Origin of the sequence: Kitasatospora albolonga (assembly GCA_002082585.1) — a bacterium.
Classification (GTDB): Bacteria; Actinomycetota; Actinomycetes; order Streptomycetales; family Streptomycetaceae; genus Streptomyces; species Streptomyces stephensoniae.
The window spans coordinates 1,438,639-1,453,811 of sequence record CP020563.1; the positions used below are offsets into that span (position 1 = coordinate 1,438,639).

The 15,173-nt window shown below is 74.0% G+C and carries 13 protein-coding genes; 9 read left to right on the forward strand and 4 right to left on the reverse strand.

Annotated features, from left to right (window positions below):
* Nucleotides 1–101: 101 nt before the first annotated feature.
* From B7C62_06175 to B7C62_06200, 6 genes are all read left to right on the forward strand, one after another.
* The gene (locus B7C62_06175; GenBank protein ID ARF71891.1) at nucleotides 102–494 is read left to right on the forward strand and encodes a hypothetical protein; all 393 of its coding nucleotides are present in this window, start codon (nucleotides 102–104) and stop codon (nucleotides 492–494) included.
* A gap of 37 nt (nucleotides 495–531) precedes the next feature.
* Nucleotides 532–2,535 carry an ATP-binding protein gene (locus B7C62_06180; GenBank protein ARF71892.1) on the forward strand — a complete coding sequence of 668 codons (2,004 nt, stop codon included), beginning with the start codon at nucleotides 532–534 and terminating at the stop codon, nucleotides 2,533–2,535.
* A gap of 75 nt (nucleotides 2,536–2,610) precedes the next feature.
* Nucleotides 2,611–4,263: an MFS transporter gene (locus tag B7C62_06185; protein ARF71893.1), complete on the forward strand. Its 1,653-nt coding sequence runs from the start codon at nucleotides 2,611–2,613 to the stop codon at nucleotides 4,261–4,263.
* Nucleotides 4,212–4,652, forward strand: a complete 441-nt coding sequence (locus tag B7C62_06190; protein ID ARF71894.1) for a hypothetical protein — start codon at nucleotides 4,212–4,214, stop codon at nucleotides 4,650–4,652. The genes B7C62_06185 and B7C62_06190 overlap by 52 nt, the downstream gene beginning before the upstream one ends.
* Before the next feature lie 73 nt (nucleotides 4,653–4,725).
* A complete protein-coding gene (locus B7C62_06195; GenBank protein ARF71895.1) occupies nucleotides 4,726–6,087 on the forward strand; it encodes a dioxygenase in 1,362 nt (453 codons plus the stop codon).
* Between the two features lie 86 nt (nucleotides 6,088–6,173).
* Entirely contained in the window at nucleotides 6,174–6,791 is a 618-nt protein-coding gene (locus B7C62_06200; protein ID ARF71896.1) for an ABC transporter permease, read from the forward strand.
* A gap of 10 nt (nucleotides 6,792–6,801) precedes the next feature.
* Here B7C62_06200 and B7C62_06205 read toward each other — a convergent pair whose 3' ends face one another.
* On the reverse strand, nucleotides 6,802–8,310 hold the full coding sequence (locus tag B7C62_06205) for an aldehyde dehydrogenase (NADP(+)) (GenBank protein ARF71897.1): 1,509 nt from the start codon (nucleotides 8,308–8,310) through the stop codon (nucleotides 6,802–6,804).
* Nucleotides 8,311–8,741: 431 nt separating this feature from the next.
* On the opposite strand from B7C62_06205, the gene B7C62_06210 reads away from it, so the two are divergent.
* The 3 genes from B7C62_06210 to B7C62_06220 all read left to right on the forward strand — a co-directional run bounded on the left by B7C62_06210 (nucleotide 8,742) and on the right by B7C62_06220 (nucleotide 11,881).
* A complete protein-coding gene (locus B7C62_06210) occupies nucleotides 8,742–9,347 on the forward strand; it encodes a type I restriction endonuclease subunit M (protein ID ARF71898.1) in 606 nt (201 codons plus the stop codon).
* Nucleotides 9,348–9,425: 78 nt separating this feature from the next.
* Nucleotides 9,426–10,877, forward strand: a complete 1,452-nt coding sequence (locus B7C62_06215) for a penicillin-binding protein (protein ARF71899.1) — start codon at nucleotides 9,426–9,428, stop codon at nucleotides 10,875–10,877.
* Between the two features lie 101 nt (nucleotides 10,878–10,978).
* Nucleotides 10,979–11,881 (forward strand): alpha/beta hydrolase, encoded by a 903-nt coding sequence (locus B7C62_06220; protein ARF71900.1) that lies wholly within the window; start codon nucleotides 10,979–10,981, stop codon nucleotides 11,879–11,881.
* A gap of 229 nt (nucleotides 11,882–12,110) precedes the next feature.
* Here B7C62_06220 and B7C62_06225 read toward each other — a convergent pair whose 3' ends face one another.
* From B7C62_06225 to B7C62_06235, 3 genes are all read right to left on the reverse strand, one after another.
* Nucleotides 12,111–13,265 carry an alkanesulfonate monooxygenase gene (locus tag B7C62_06225; GenBank protein ARF71901.1) on the reverse strand — a complete coding sequence of 385 codons (1,155 nt, stop codon included), beginning with the start codon at nucleotides 13,263–13,265 and terminating at the stop codon, nucleotides 12,111–12,113.
* A gap of 24 nt (nucleotides 13,266–13,289) precedes the next feature.
* Nucleotides 13,290–14,465 (reverse strand): SfnB family sulfur acquisition oxidoreductase, encoded by a 1,176-nt coding sequence (locus tag B7C62_06230; protein ARF71902.1) that lies wholly within the window; start codon nucleotides 14,463–14,465, stop codon nucleotides 13,290–13,292.
* An 85-nt stretch (nucleotides 14,466–14,550) separates the two neighbouring features.
* Nucleotides 14,551–15,156, reverse strand: coding sequence for an FMN reductase (NADPH) (locus tag B7C62_06235; GenBank protein ID ARF71903.1), 606 nt, complete (start codon nucleotides 15,154–15,156; stop codon nucleotides 14,551–14,553).
* Between the last annotated feature and the right edge of the window lie 17 nt (nucleotides 15,157–15,173).

Genomic DNA, 15,173 nt, shown 5'->3' on the forward strand with positions numbered 1-15,173 from the left:
GCCCCTGCCCTGCCGGAGCGAGCCGGAGCCCGTATCCGTATCCCCGTACCCACGCCCGTACCCAGCAGTTCCCCCGACTCCCCCAGGCGACCGAGACGACGATGACGACGACCGACATCACCAGAGCCCTCAACGACCTGCTGTTCACGCCGGGCGGCGACCTCGCCGCAGCCGTCGAACGGCACTTCGCCCCCGACTACCGCCAGCGCACCAACGGCGTGTGGAGCGACCGGGAAGGGTTCGTCCAGCACATGACGCGTCTGCGTTCCCTGATCAGCGACGGGCGGGTGGAGGTCCACGACGAGCTCCGCGACGGGCCGCGCTACGCCGACCGGCACACCGTCACCCTCACCCACCACGACGGCCGCGTCTCCGTCACCGAGGTCTACCTCTTCGCCGAGCTGGCCGCCGACGGGCGCTTCCTGCGGGTCGAGGAGACCACCCTGCTGGTCTCCGGCCACACCGACCACCGCGACCTCGGAAGCGTCAAGTAGAAGAGGACACAGGGTAGTTCGGGATTCGGGAGTCGGGATGGCATCGGTCGGGGAGCGGCTGAGCAGAGCGCGCGTACAGGCGTTCGTCGGGCGGGGCGGGGAGCTGGAGCGCTTCGCGGAGGCTCTGGCCGGGGGGCCGCACACCCCGTTCGCGTTCTTCGTGTGCGGGCCGGGAGGCATCGGGAAGTCGACGCTGCTGCGGCGCATGGCGGACCACGCCCGTACGGCGGACCGGCACCTCGTCGAGCTCGACGGGCGGTTCGTCAGCCGGGACCCGGCCGACTTCGAGCGGGCCGCCGGAGCCTTCCTGGACGTGCCGGGGACCGTCCTGCTGGTGGACTCCTTCGAGCACTGCCAGTGGCTGGAGAGCTGGCTGCGGCACCGCTTCCTGCCCCGCGCCGCCGACGACACCCTGATCGTGCTGGCAGGCCGGCGCCCGCCGGAGCCGGAGTGGACCGCCGACCCCGCCTGGTCCCGGCTTCTGCACGTCACCGAACTGGGGCCGTTCACCGAGGAACAGGCCCGCTCCCTGCTGGCCTCGGCGCACATCCGGCCCGAACTGCGCGACCGGGTCCTGCGGTTCGCCGGGGGCAACCCGCTGGCCCTGTCCCTCGCGGCGGCGGCGGGATCGAAGGGCTGCGGCCACGAGGAGATCTGGACCCCGTCGGCGGACGTCCTGCGCACCCTGCTGGCGGGGCTGATCGGCGAGGTGCCCACGGCCGCCCACCGCCGTGCCCTGGAAGTGGCGGCGCAGGCGCACTCGACGTCCGAGGAGCTGCTCGCCTCGGTGCTCCCCGAGGAGGACGCCCATCCGCTCTTCTCCTGGCTGCGGGACCTGCCCTTCATGGAGTCCACCCACCGGGGTCTCCACCCGCACGACGCGGCCCGCGAGACGCTCGCCGCCGATCTGCGCTGGCGGGCGCCCAACGCCTACGAGGCGATGCGCCGACGGCTGGCGGACGAGTATCTGCGTCTCCTGCGCGAGGCTCCGGAGGAACGGGTCTGGACCGTCACCGACGACCTCTTCCACCTCTTCCGGGAGAGCAGGATTCTCGCCCGGCTGCGCACCTGGTCCCGTGAGGACGAGGTGCACGACCGCCCCCTCCACCCGGGCGACCTCGACGCGGTGCTCGCCATGGCCGAGGAGACCGAGGGCCCGGCTTCGGCGGCGCTGGTCCGCCACTGGGCCGGGCGCCAGCCGCAGGCGTTCAGCGTCTACCGGCTGGTGAGCACGGGCCGGATGGTGGCGTTCACCGCCCGCCTGGCGCTGTCCGCCCCGCCCGGTCCCGAGGACCTGGCCGCCGATCCCGTGGTCGCCGCCGCCTGGCGGTACGCGGAGGCCACCGCGCCCGTGAGCCCGGGCGAGCACATCGGCGTCAGCCGTTTCTCGGTCTACCCCGAGCGGTACCAGGTGCCCTCGCGCGTCATCGACCTGAGCAGCTCCCGGGCCCAGGCGGAGGCCGCCCGCGCCCGGGGACGCGCCTACGGGTTCGCCGTCTACCGGGACGCCGAAGCCTGGGCCGAGCGGGTGCGGGGCACGCTCGCCGACACCGGGGAGCGCCCGCGGGTCGGTGAGCACACCTACGGGCTGTTCGCCGTCGACTGGCGCCGCACCCCGGTGGAGACCTGGCTCGGCCGCTTCATCTCCGCCACCACCGACGAGCCGCTCTCGCCGGGGCCCTCGCCCCTTCCCCGTACGGCGTTCGACCAGGCGGTACGGGAGGCGCTGACGCACTGGGGCGACGCCTCGGCCTTCGCCGCCTGCGCGCTGCTGCGCAGCCGCCTCGCGGCCGACTCCGCGGAACCCGTCCCGCACCTGCGCGAGCTGCTGCGCCGGGCCGTCGACGAGCTGGCCCGGGACCCGCGCGGGGTGCGCGCCCGGGAGGCGCTGACGGCGGGCTACTTCTCCCGCGTACCGACCCAGGAGGCCGCCGCCCGTCGGCTCGGCCTGCCGTACGGCACCTACCGGCGCCATGTGCGCCAGGGCCTCGACCTGCTCTGCGACGCCCTGTGGCAGCGGGAGTTGCACGGCGAGCGGTAGCCGGGCCCCACCCGGTCCCGCCGGGTGGACAGGCGCGGACAGCGGTGGACAGTCCCGGCCCCCGGCGGCCATGGAATGTGGACAGCGGCCAGCCCGAGGCTGTGCGTCATGAACCTTGGACGTACGAAGGACGGGCCGGCCGCCGCGCCCCGCCCGGGAGCCGCGCTCGCGGCGCTGGCCGCGGCGCAGTTCACCGTCATGCTCGCCACCTCGATCGTGAACGTGGCCCTCCCGCAGATCCGCCTCGGGGCGGGCCTGTCGGACGGGGGCATGACGTGGGTGGTCAACGCCTACAGCCTGGCGTTCGGGGCGCTGCTCCTGGCCGGGGGCCGGGCGGGCGACCTGCTCGGCCGCCGCCGGGTGCTGGTCGCGGGGCTCGTGCTCTTCGCGGGGGCCTCGGCGGCGGCGGGCCTGACGGCCTCGCCGGGCGTGCTGATCGCCGCCCGTACCGTGCAGGGCCTCGGCGCCGCCGCCATCGCCCCCGCCGCCCTGGCCCTGACGATCGGACTGTTCCCGCCGGGCCCCGGCCGGGCCCGGGCCCTGGGGGTGTGGGGTGCCGTCTCGGGCGCGGGAGGGGCGGCCGGGGTGCTCCTGGGCGGCATCCTCACGCAGGCGTGGGGCTGGCCGTGGATCTTCCACGCCGTCGCGATCGGAACGGTGCTGGTGCTCGTCGCCGTGGTGGCGCTGGTGCCCCGGGGCGGCGGGCGTGTGCCCGGCCGGTTCGACCTGCCGGGTACGGTCACCGTCACCCTGGCCCTGACCGGTCTGGTGTGGGCGCTGACCCGGGCGCGGGAGGCGGGCTGGACGGACCCCGGGGTGGTCGGCGGGCTGCTCGGCTCCCTGGTGCTGTTCGCGGCCTTCGCGGTCATCGAGCGGCGACGGCCGGACGCCCTGGTGCCGCCCCGGCTGTTCGCCACCGGCCGCGTCGCCCCGGGCAACCTGCTGATGGCGCTGCTGGGTTCCGTGTGGATCGCGCTGTTCTTCTTCCTGCCGCTCTCCATGCAGCAGGTGCTGGGCATGAGCGCCCTGGCCACCGGCGTGGGCCAACTCCCGCTCGCCGCCGCCAACATGCTGGGCGCACTGGCGGCACCGCGGCTGGCCCGCCGTACCGGCGCCACCGCGACACTCACCGCCGGTCTGCTCCTCGAAGGGGCGGGGCTGCTCTGGCTGTCCCGTATCGACTCCGGCGGAAGCTACGCCGCCGATGTCCTCGGCCCGACCGTCCTCATCGGCCTGGGCCTGGGCCTCGCCTTCGTCCAGCTCACCGCGCTCGCCGTGGACGGCGTCCCGGGGCGGGACGCGGGGCTGGCCGGCGGGCTGGTGAACACCACCCGCCAGATCGGCGGGGTGATCGGCCTGGCCTGCCTCGCCACGCTGGCCGGGTCCGTGACGGCCGGGGTCTCGGTCCACACGCCGGGCCCGGAGGCCCTGACCGCCGGGTACCGGGCCGCCTTCGCGGTCTCCGCCGGAGTCCTGGCTGCCACGGCGCTGCTCGCTCCGCTGCTGACCTGCCGGAGCCGCCGTACGGGCACGGCCGACGGGACCGCTGACACCGGAACCCCGCCTCACGCGCCGAGTGCCACGGCACCGCACCGCACCTCCCGGGACAGGAACCGCGCATCTGCCGCCCGGCCTTTCCCCTCTCCGCCCTCACCACCGACCGACAGGGACACCGCATGCACACCGTCGACTCCACCGCTCCCGTCGTCGTCAGCCTGGCCGCGCTGATCGACGCCCCCACCGCCGCCGTCTGGGCGCTGCACACCGGCATCGACAACTGGCCCGCCTGGAACACCGGGATCGACCGGGCGCGGCTCGACGGTCCGTTGAAGGCGGGCACCGGCTTCCGCTGGCTCACCCACGGGATGGACATCACCTCCACGGTCGTCGAGCTGGTCCCCGGGCGGCGGATCGTCTGGGAGGGGACCGTCCAGGGGATCACCGGCATCCATGTGTGGACGTTCGACCAGGCCGACGCCGGGACCGTCGTCCACACCGAGGAGTCCTGGAGCGGCGAGCCCGTCGACGCGGCCGCCGACGACCTCACGACGGCCCTCAGGACCTCCTTGCAGAGCTGGCTCGACTGCCTCAAGGCCCGCGCCGAGCGGCCCGCCTGACCTCAGGCCCCGTACCACCGCCCTCTACCACTCCCGCACGACACCACGACAGACAGGAACCGAGGAACCGACCATGACGACTCCGCCCTACCTGACCGGCCACTACACCCCCGTCGCCGACGAGATCACCGCCACCGGCCTCACCGTCGAGGGCAGCCTGCCCCCCGAGCTGACCGGGCGGCTGATCCGCAACAGCCACAACCCCAAGCCCGGCGTCACCCCCGCCCACTGGTTCAAGGGCAGCGGCATGGTGCACGGCATCCGGCTGCGCGAGGGCCGCGCCGAGTGGTACCGCAACCGCTGGGTCCACACCCCCGCCCTGGACGGCGCCCCCTACATGACCGACCGGGGCCCCGACCTCACCGCCAGCACCGCCGGTACCCATGTCATCGAGCACGCCGGACGCCTCCTCGCCCTCTGCGAGGCCAACCTCCCCTTCGAGCTCACCCCCGACCTGGAGACCGTGGGCGCCCACGACTTCGACGGCAAGCTGCGCACCGCCATGACCGCCCACCCCAAGGAGGACCCGGTCACCGGAGAGCTCCACTTCTTCGGCTCCTCCCCGTTCCCGCCCTTCCTGACCCACCACGTCTGCGACGCCAAGGGCGAGCTGATCCACAGCGCCGAGATTCCCGGGGCGACCGCCTCCCTCAAGCACGACTTCGCCCTGACCCGCCGTCATGTCGTCTTCGTCGAGGGCAACGTCACCTTCGACCCGGCCGAGCACTCCGGCATTCCGTACGGCTGGAGCGACGCCCAGCCCTCCCGCATCGGTGTCATGCCGCGCGGGGAGGGCGGGGCCCGGCACGTCCGGTGGTTCTCCATCGAACCCGGCAACATGCTGCACGTCGGCAACGCCTACGAGGACGGCCAGGGCCGGATCGTCCTGGAGGGGCCGACCGTCGACCGCGAGGGGTTCCGGCTCTCCTGGAACTGGTGGATCGGCGCGCCGGGGCGCGGCGCCGAGCCCAACGCCCGCTCCTACACCCGCCGCTGGGTGATCGACCTGGCGGCCGGTTCGGTGGACGAGCAGATCATCGACGACCTCGCGGTGGAGTTCCCCACCCTCAACGAGGAGTACCTGGGCGCCGAGCACCGCTACCAGTACGCGGTGTCCTTCCCCGACCAGGAGGGGTTCGGCGGCTACGGCGTGGTCAAGTACGACCGTGTCACGGGCGCCCGCCGCATCCACCGGGTCGGTGACGCCCGGCTGCCCAGCGAGGCCGTCTTCGTCCCGGCGGCCGGTGCGGTGAACGAGGACGACGGCTACCTCCTGACGGTCGTCTCCGACCTCAAGCAGGACGCCTCGCAGCTCCTGGTGCTGGACGCCTCGGGGCTCGACCGGGTCGCCGCCGTCCATCTGCCCCGCCGTGTCACCGCGGGCATCCACGGCTCCTGGGTCCCCGACGAGGCCCTGGACGGTGTCCGGCCCTGACGCACCCGGGTCCGGGTGGGCGGCGGGACCGGGTCCCGCCGCCCGCCCCCTCCACACCTCCAACTCCAACCCCGAAGGAACCCGCCATGACCAGTACCGTCATCGCCCCGCCGCCCCTCGCCCCGGCCCTTGCGGCACCCCGGGCCCGGGCCCACGAGGTCGACAACCGCGCGGCCTACGTGAGTTTCGGGCTCGCCTACCTGCTCGGCCACGGCGCCGCCGCGGTCTCCGGGGGCGACTCCCCCTGGATCGCCCTGCCCGGCTGGCTGCCCGTGACCCTGCTCGGTACGGGGCTGGTGACCGGCATCGTCCTGGCCACCCGCGCCGCCCTGCGGGCCCAGCGCGGGGCCGCCGCCCCGGACGTGCTGTCCGGCAAACTGCTCGGCGCCGCCTGGGTCGTCGCGTTCACGGCCCTGTTCCTCGCCATCACGGGCCTCACGTCCGTCCTCGGCGATCCAGAACTCCGGAGCGTCCTCTGGCCCGCGGGGTCCGGCCTGGTCGTCGGGCTGCTCTACCTCGCCGAGGGCTCCGTACGCCGCAATCTGCTGCACTACGGTCTCGGCGGCTGGCTCGCCCTGGTCTCCACGGCGGCGCTGCTGTTCGCGTCCCCCGGCCTCTTCTGGGTGCTCGCCGTGGCGGGCGGCGGTGCCTACGCCCTCGCCGCGCCGCTCGAACACCGCCGCCTCCGCGCCCTGGCGCCGTAGACGGGAACCATCAGCCCACGCGGCGGGGCAGGCCCAGCGGGTTGGCCTCGCGCAGCTCCGGCGGGAGGAGCGCGTCGGGGGTGTTCTGGTACGTCACCGGGCGCAGCCAGCGCTCGATGGCCGTCGCGCCGACCGAGGTGGTGGGCGAGGTGGTGGCCGGATACGGGCCGCCGTGGTGCTGGGCGGGGGCGACGGCGACGCCGGTCGGCCAGCCGTTGACCAGGATGCGCCCGGCGAGCGGGGTGAGGGCGGCGAGGAGCCCGGCGGCCTCCGGGTCCTCGCCCTCCGTCGCGGTCTGGACGGTGGCGGTGAGGTTGCCGGGGAGCCGGGCGAGGACGGCGGCGGCCTCGTCCCCGGAGCCGTACCGGGCGATCACGGTGACCGGGCCGAAGCACTCCTCCAGGAGCGCGTCGTGCGGGCCGTCGGCGGTCAGCCGGCTCGCCGGGACGGTCAGGAATCCGGCGGAGACGGTGTGGTCGCTGCCCGCGCCGGGAGTGACCGGGGCCTCGACGTCCGGGAGTTCGGCCCGTTCCCGTACGCCGGTGAGGAACGCGTCCCGCATCCGGTGGTCCAGCATCACGCCGGAGCCGGTGGAACTGACCGTCTCGGTGAGGGCCTTGACCAGCCGGTCGCCCGCGTCGCCGACCGGGGCGAGGACGAACCCCGGCTTCGTGCAGAACTGGCCGACGCCCAGGGTCATCGAGGCGCCGAGCCCCGCGCCGATCTCGCCCGCGCGCCCGGCCGCGGCGGCCCGGGTGACCACGACCGGGTTGAGCGAGCCGAGTTCGCCGTGGAAGGGGATGGGCACGGGGCGGGCCGCCGCCGCGTCGAACAGGGCGCGTCCGCCGCGTACCGAGCCGGTGAATCCCGCCGCGCTCACCAGCGGATGGCGGATCAGCCCGACGCCCGCGTCGAACCCGTGGACCAGGGTGACCACGTCCTCGGGCAGCCCGGTGCGGGCGGCGGCGCGGCGGAGGACCGAGGCGCAGAGTTCGGAGGTGGCGGGGTGGCCGGGGTGGGCCTTGACGACGACCGGGCAGCCCGCGGCCAGCGCGCTGGCGGTGTCGCCGCCGGGGACGGAGAAGGCGAGCGGGAAGTTGCTCGCCGCGTAGACGGCGACGGTCCCGAGCGGGATCTTCCAGCGGCGCAGATCGGGCCGGGGCGGGGTGCGGGAGCCGTCCTCGTGGTCGATGCGGATGTCGAGGTAGGCGCCCTCCTCGACGGCCTCCGCGAAGTCCCGCAACTGGGCGGCCGTGCGCGCGAGTTCCCCGGTGAGCCGGGCCGGTCCGAGGGCGGTCTCCGCGTCGGCGGCCTCGATGATGTGCGGCCCGGACTCCTCCAGCAGCTCCGCCGCCGTACGCAGGAACGCGGCGCGCGCCGTCCGGTCGGCCAGCGCCCCGCGTACGGAGTGGGCCGCCCGGACCGCCCGGTCGACCTCCTCGGCGGTGGCCTCCACCGCGACCTGCTCGCGAGGGTTCCCGCTGCGGGGGTCGACGCTCCAGACGGGTGCTGCGCTCACCGTGGGTTCCCCTCGGGTCCTGGAACACCGGCCAGAAACATCGTCATTCTGAACAGAGTTCCCGATCGTGCATGTGTCCGGACTCTATTTCCGGGCCTTCCGTGTTGGCAATGGCCCCGGAGTGGGCCAGTCGCGCAGCGGTGCCCGCACGAATCGCCTGATCAGGTCCAGTGCTCTGACCGGGAAGGTTCGCCGGGTTGCAGGCCCGGCAGACGAGACGCCTCCGTGCGAAGAGGCCCTGGCCGTGAACCCCGGACGGGTCCGGTGCCGTACCGACGTCCGGTGCCGTACCGACGTCCGGTGCCGTACCGACGTCCGGTGCCGTACCGACGTCCGGTGCCGTACCGACGTCCGGTGCCGTACCGACGTACGCGGTCCTTCCGCAGGGACCGGTATGCAAGCCACGTGCCCGAGTGGCAGGCTCGTGCGGCATGATCGATGAGTTCGCGAAGGACAACCTGCACAAGAGGCTGCGGCGGGACCGTGAGGCGCTGCTCTGGAAGCTGGACGGCCTGTCCCCGTACGACGCGCGCCGGCCTCTGACGGCGACCGGGACCAACCTCCTCGGCCTGGTCAAACACGTGGCCACGGTCGAGGCCCGATACTTCGGCGAGGTCTTCGGCCGCCCTTCCCCGGAGCCGCTGTGCCGGTGGCAGGACTCCGACGGCAGCGATCACTGGGCGGCCGGGGACGAGACGCACGATCAGATCGTCGGGTTCTACCGGCGTACGTGGGAGCACGCGGACGCGACGATCGACGAGCTTGCCCTCGATGCCCCCGGCCATGTGCCCTGGTGGCCGGAGCCTTATGCGGACACGAACCTGTTCGCCGTCCTGGTCCATGTCATCGGCGAGACCAACCGGCATGCCGGGCAGTCCGACATCCTGCGCGAGGGCGTCGACGGCCGGACCGGGATGCGCGCCGAGAACGAGCAGCCGGTGGACGAGGAAGCCCGTGCGGCCCGCTTCGCGACGATCGAGCAGGCCGCCGGGGCAGCCGCGTCGGCCGGGGCTCGAGAAGGCCGGTCCACCATGTGACATCGGGCCGGGTGAGAAATCGGTGAGAAGCGGCACAACCGGGAACGCCCCCGGCTCCCCCGCTCGTCCTCCAGCGGGATGAACAAGACAATCAGGCGCGCTTCGGCCTTCTGTCTGCTCATGGTGCTCGCCCTGCTGGTGCGGGCGACCTGGGTGCAGGGCTACGAGGCCAAGGCGCTCGCGGACAACGAGCACAACCGGCGGAACACCATCGCGCAGTACGCGCATCCGCTCGGGGACATCATCGTGGCCGGTTCACCGGTCACCGGATCGAAGGGGACCAGTGGCGGCGACCTCCGGTACAAGAGGACCTACACACAGGGCGAGCTCTACGCGGCCGTCACGGGCTACAGCTCGCAGGCGTACGGGGCGACCCAGCTCGAAGGCATCTACAGCGGCGTCCTGGACGGCACGGACGACCGCCTGAAGAACCCGGCCGACCTGATCACCGGCAGGCAGGCCGTCCCGGGCAACGTCCTGACCACCATCGACCCCGGCGTCCAGAAGGCGGCGTACGAGGCGCTCGGCGGTGACAAGGGCGCGGCGGTGGCCATCGACCCGAAGACCGGCCGCATCCTCGGCATGGTCTCCACACCTTCGTACGACCCGTCGGAGATCAGCGGTACGGGGGACGGCGACGCCTGGCGGAAGCTGCTGGACGACAAGGACAAGCCGCTGGTGAACCGGGCGCTGCGGCAGCCGCTGGCGCCGGGCTCCACGTTCAAGCTGGTGGTCGCGGCGGCGGCGCTGGAAAACGGTCTGTACGGGTCGGTCGACGAGGCCACCGACAGCCCCGACCCGTACACCCTGCCCGGCACCCGCACGATCCTCCGCAACGAGAACGCCTCCGCCCCCTGCGAGAACGCGACCCTGCGCACCGCCCTCCAGTACTCCTGCAACAACGTCTTCGCCAAGGCGGCGGCCGACCTCGGCCAGGACAAGGTGAAGGAGATGGCGGACGCGTTCGGGTTCGACACCGAGAAGCTGGACGTCCCGGTGCGGGCCTCGAAGAGCGTCTACCCGACCGGTATGGACAAGGCGCAGACGGCGCTGACGGGTATCGGCCAGTTCGAGGTCACCGCGACCCCGCTCCAGATGGCGATGGTCACCGCGGCCCTCGCCAACGGCGGTGAGCTGGCCGCGCCGCACATGGTGTCGTCGGTGACGGACGGGGACGGGTCGGCACTGGAGAAGACCGAGGACGGCGACACGAAGCGGGTGGTGGACGAGAAGACCGCCGAGCAGCTGCGGAGCGCGATGGTGACCGTGGTCGAGGAGGGCACCGGCACCAACGCGAGGATCGCCGGGGCCGAGGTCGGCGGGAAGACGGGGACCGCGCAGAACGGCGTGGACAACAGCAACACCCCGTACGCCTGGTTCACCTCGTACGCGAAGGACGACAGCAGCGGCAAGGAGGTCGCCGTCGCGGTGATCGTCGAGGACTCCGGCTCGGCCCGCTCCGAGGTCAGCGGCAACGGCCTGGCGGCGCCGATCGCGCAGAAGATGATGAAGGCGGCGCTGGAGCGGTGAGCCGCACACCCAGGAGCCTCCGGCTTAGGTTACCCTTGCCTTACTTGGCGCCCCGGACGGTCCCGGGGCGCCAACGTGACGATGCGCGGGAGGCGTGGGGGATGGGTCCGGCTGAGCACGGTACGGGTCCCGGCGCCGATGCCCCCGTACACAGCCAGGGCGAGCCGGGCCGGGCCCGCACCCGCGACGGGCGGGAGCTGTACTACCAGCGGCGGGCAGGCCCCGAGGGCCGCCCCACCGTGGTCTTCGAGGGCGGGCTCGCCGCGGGCCGCTCGTACTGGGCGGGGGTCCAGACCGCGCTGGCCGATGTCGCGCCGACCGTGGTGTACGACCGCAGCGGGCTGGGCCGCAGCCCCGCCGCCCCGCCCGGGGCCTCCCGTCGGCTCCACGCGCTCGCCGACGACCTGGGCGATCTGCTGGACCACCTGGGCCCAGGCGGCCCCTTCCTCCTGGTGGGCCACAGCTGGGGCGGGCCCCTGGTGCGGCTGGCCGCCGCAGCCCGGCCCGCGCGGGTGGCCGGGCTGGTGCTCGTCGACCCCTCCGACGAGGCGTGCGACCTGCTGTTCGAGCCCTCGATGCGGCGGGCCGAGCGGGCCGGACAGCTGGCGACGGTGTGGCTGGCCCGGCTGGGGCTCCTGGGCCGTGTCTACCGCTCGCTCACCGCCGCCCTGCCGCCCGACGCCGCCGCCGACCTGCGGGCCGAGGGGTTCACGGTCGCCATGACCCGCGCCCGGGGCCGCGAACTGGAGGACGCGGCGGGCGATCTGCGGGCCCTGCTGAAGAACCCGCCGGGGCTCGCGGGGCTGCCGGTGACCGTGGTGTCCGCGGGGCGGACATCGGCGGGCATGCCGGAGTCCGTACGCCGACGGGCGACGGTCTCGCACGCGTACCGGGCCCGGCAGTCGCCGCACGGCCGGCACGTGGTGCTGCCGGAGGCGGACCACATGGTGGTCACCACCTCGGCGGCGGAACTGGCGGAGGAGATACGGCGGCTGGCGACCTGAGCCGTGGGGCCGGGACGCACGGGTGACCGCGCGCCCCGCCCTCGTACGCCGATGGTTTCGGGGCCTGCGGCCTCGGGCGCGGGCCTGCGGCCGACCGCGCGCCCGCCCTCGTACGCCGATGGCCTCGGAGCCCGCGACCACGGGCCCGGGCCTGCGGCCGACCGCACACCCACCCCCGTACGACCGACCCCGCCCCCTCCGCTCTCCGCCCCGCCCCGCCCCGCCCCGCCTACCGTGCCCCGCCCGCGAACGGGATCTCCGTGGCGGGTGCCGGGCGGAGCGGGCCCGCCGGGTGTGTCCAGAGGCCCGCGTCCGCCAGCCGGGGCAGGACGCCCTCGCCGAACCAGTACGCCTCCTCCAGGTGCGGGTAGCCGGAGAGCACGAACTCGTCGATGCCCAGGGCGTGGTACTCTCTGATCCGGTCCGCGACCTCCGCGTGGCTGCCGACCAGGGCCGTACCCGCGCCGCCCCGGACCAGGCCGATGCCCGCCCACAGGTTCGGGTGGATCTCCAGACCGTCCCGGCCGCCGCCGTGCAGATCCAGCATCCGCCGCTGGCCCTCCGACTCGCTGCGCCGCAGCCCCTCCTGGACCGAGCGGACGGTCTCCGGGTCGAAGCCTGCCAGCAGCCGGTCCGCCTCGGCCCAGGCCGCCTCGGACGTGTCCCGGGTGATCACGTGCAGCCGGATGCCGAACCGTACGGTACGGCCCTGTTCGGCGGCGAGCTTCCGTATCCAGGCGATCTTCTCCGCGACCTGGGCGGGCGGTTCGCCCCAGGTGAGGTAGACGTCCGCGTGGCGGGCGGCGACGCGTCCGGCGGCCGGGGAGGAGCCGCCGAAGTAGACCTCGGGGACGGGGTCGGGGAGCTGGGTGAGCCGGGCCTGCTCGACGTGCAGGTGGTCGCCGTCCAGGTCGACGGTCTTGCCGTCCCACAACTGCCGGACGATCTCCAGGAATTCGCCGGTGCGGGCGTAGCGGGCGTCCTTGTCGAGGAAGTCCCCGTAGGCGCGCTGCTCATGGCTCTCGCCGCCCGTGACGACGTTGAGCAGCAGCCGGCCGCCGGTCTGCCGCTGGTAGGTGGAGGCCATCTGGGCGGCCAGCGTCGGTGAGACGAAGCCGGGGCGGAAGGCGACCAGGAACTTCAGCCGCTCGGTGTGCTGGCTGACCATCGCGGTGGTGAGCCAGGCGTCCTCGCACCAGGCCCCGGTGGGGGTGAGCACCCCGGTGAAGCCGACGTCCTCGGCGGCGCGGGCGATCTGGGCGAGGTAGCGGACGGTCGGCGGGCGGTCGCCGCCCGCCGCCGTGACCGGGGTTCCGTGGCCGCCGCCGACGACATGGCGGCTGTCGCCGTTGGTGGGCAGGAACCAGTGGAAGGTCAGGGACATCGTCTCTCCGAAGGGGGTGGTGAGTCAGAGCAGGCCGTGGCGGGGCGGGCGGGTGCCGTTGAGGACGTACCGGCCGATGTGCTGGATCTTCCAGCGCGCGGGGTCGTGCAGGGTGTGGGTGCGGGCGTCGCGCCAGTGCCGGTGCAGGTTGAGGCTGTCGAGCGCGGCCCGGGTGCCGGACACCTCGAAGAGCGCGTCCGCGATCTCCAGGGCCGCGCTCCCGGCGTACGCCTTCGCCGCCGCGACCGCGACCGACGCCTCGGCCGCGCTGTCGTCGTCCAGGTCGGCGCGGGCCGCGTCCACGGCGTGCGCGGCGGTGGCGAGCAGGGCGTCGGCGGCCCTGCGGCGGAGGTCGAGTTCACCGAAGCGCTGGATGAGGAGGGGGTCCTCGGCGGCGGTGTCGTACCCGCTCTCGAACCAGGGCCGACTCCGCGTCCGCACGAAATCCACCGCCTCGGCCAGCGCGCCCGCCGCGATCCCGGCGTCGATGGCCGTGTGCAGCAACTGGGCGATGGCGCCGTGAAGTTGGGGGCCGGTGAAGGTGAGGTGGTGGGGGACGACGTGGGCTTCCGGGACCCGGACGGACTCCAGGCGCACCGTGCCGCTCGCCGTCGTCCGCTGGCCCATGCCGTCCCAGTCGTCGGTGACGGTGAGGCCGGGGGCATCGGCGGGGACGTACGCGACATGGAGCAGGTCGTCGTCCCCGGTGCGGGCGAGGACGGGAATCCAGTCGGCGAAGAGGGCCCCGGTGGAGTAGTTCTTCACGCCGGTCAGGAGGTACGAGCCGTCCCCGGCCGCGGTGAGCCGGGTGCGGATGTCCTGGAGGTGCCTGGTCCCGGCCTCGGACTGGGCGTTGCCGAAGCGGCGGCCGGCCAGCACCTCGCCGAAGAAGAAGGCCCGCTGCTCGTCACTGCCCTGCTGACGGAGGACGTTGACGTACGCGAAGTGGCTCTGCGGGATCTGCGCCAGGCTGGCGTCGGCGGAGGCGAGCAGCCGGAAGACCTCCGCGAGGGTGGCGGCCGGGACATCGGCCCCGCCGTACTCGGCCGGGACAGTGATGGCGAGGAGGCCGGTGGCGGTGAGCCGGTCCAGCTCGGCGCGGGGCAGCTCGCGCCGGGCGTCCCGGCCGGAGGCGCCCGGGCGGAACTCCTCGGCGAGTCCGGCGGCGGTGCGCAGCGCCTCGGCGTCGTCGCGGATCACCCGCGCGGTGAGGGGTGGTCGTCGTCGGGTCGGCGCGGTCACGGGCCTGCCTCCAGAAGGGGTGCGTACGGGGCGGGGGTCGGGGTCAACGGGTGGCGGGGACGGGCACGGTGGCGGTGGCGGTCCCCGTGCCCGTGGTGGGCGCGGTGGCGGTGGGCACGGTCCGGTCCAGGGCGGCAGCGAACTGGGCGACCACCTGGTCGAGCGGGGCGGCGGATGCGGGGTCGAGCACCACTCCCCCGTCGTCGCCCGTCGTGATGTGCCGGTCCAGGACGAACCAGCCCGGGACAATGTGCGCGGCGCCCATCGACGAGAGCACCGGTCGCAGGGCGTAGTCGAGCGCCAGGACGTGGGCGGTGGTGCCGCCGGTCGCCAGCGGGAGGACGGTCTTCCCGGTCAGGGCGTACTGGGGCAGCAGGTCCAGGAGCGTCTTGAGGAGCCCGGAGTAGGCGGCCTTGTAGACGGGGGTGCCGATGACGATGCCGTCGGCGCGGGCGAACAGCTCGGTGGCGCGGACTATCTCGGGGTGCGCGAAATCGGCGCCGAGGAGGGCCTCGGCGGGCAGCGTACGGACATCAAGGGGTATCACCTCGTGGCCCTGGGCGATCAGGTCGGCGTCGAGGTGGCGCAGCAGCCGGGCGGTGCGGGAGGTGGCGGAGGGGCTGCCGGAGACCGACAGGACGGTGGCCATGGGATCTCGTTTCTGGG

Bases quoted from the DNA above. Each gene is read 5' to 3' on its own strand.
- B7C62_06175 (ARF71891.1), top strand. From the start codon at position 102: ATGACGACGACCGACATCACCAGAGCCCTCAACGACCTGCTGTTCACG.
- B7C62_06180 (ARF71892.1), top strand. From the start codon at position 532: ATGGCATCGGTCGGGGAGCGGCTGAGCAGAGCGCGCGTACAGGCGTTC.
- B7C62_06185 (ARF71893.1), top strand. From the start codon at position 2,611: ATGTGGACAGCGGCCAGCCCGAGGCTGTGCGTCATGAACCTTGGACGT.
- B7C62_06190 (ARF71894.1), top strand. From the start codon at position 4,212: ATGCACACCGTCGACTCCACCGCTCCCGTCGTCGTCAGCCTGGCCGCG.
- B7C62_06195 (ARF71895.1), top strand. From the start codon at position 4,726: ATGACGACTCCGCCCTACCTGACCGGCCACTACACCCCCGTCGCCGAC.
- B7C62_06200 (ARF71896.1), top strand. From the start codon at position 6,174: ATGACCAGTACCGTCATCGCCCCGCCGCCCCTCGCCCCGGCCCTTGCG.
- B7C62_06210 (ARF71898.1), top strand. From the start codon at position 8,742: ATGATCGATGAGTTCGCGAAGGACAACCTGCACAAGAGGCTGCGGCGG.
- B7C62_06215 (ARF71899.1), top strand. From the start codon at position 9,426: ATGAACAAGACAATCAGGCGCGCTTCGGCCTTCTGTCTGCTCATGGTG.
- B7C62_06220 (ARF71900.1), top strand. From the start codon at position 10,979: ATGGGTCCGGCTGAGCACGGTACGGGTCCCGGCGCCGATGCCCCCGTA.
- B7C62_06225 (ARF71901.1), bottom strand. From the start codon at position 13,265: ATGTCCCTGACCTTCCACTGGTTCCTGCCCACCAACGGCGACAGCCGC.
- B7C62_06235 (ARF71903.1), bottom strand. From the start codon at position 15,156: ATGGCCACCGTCCTGTCGGTCTCCGGCAGCCCCTCCGCCACCTCCCGC.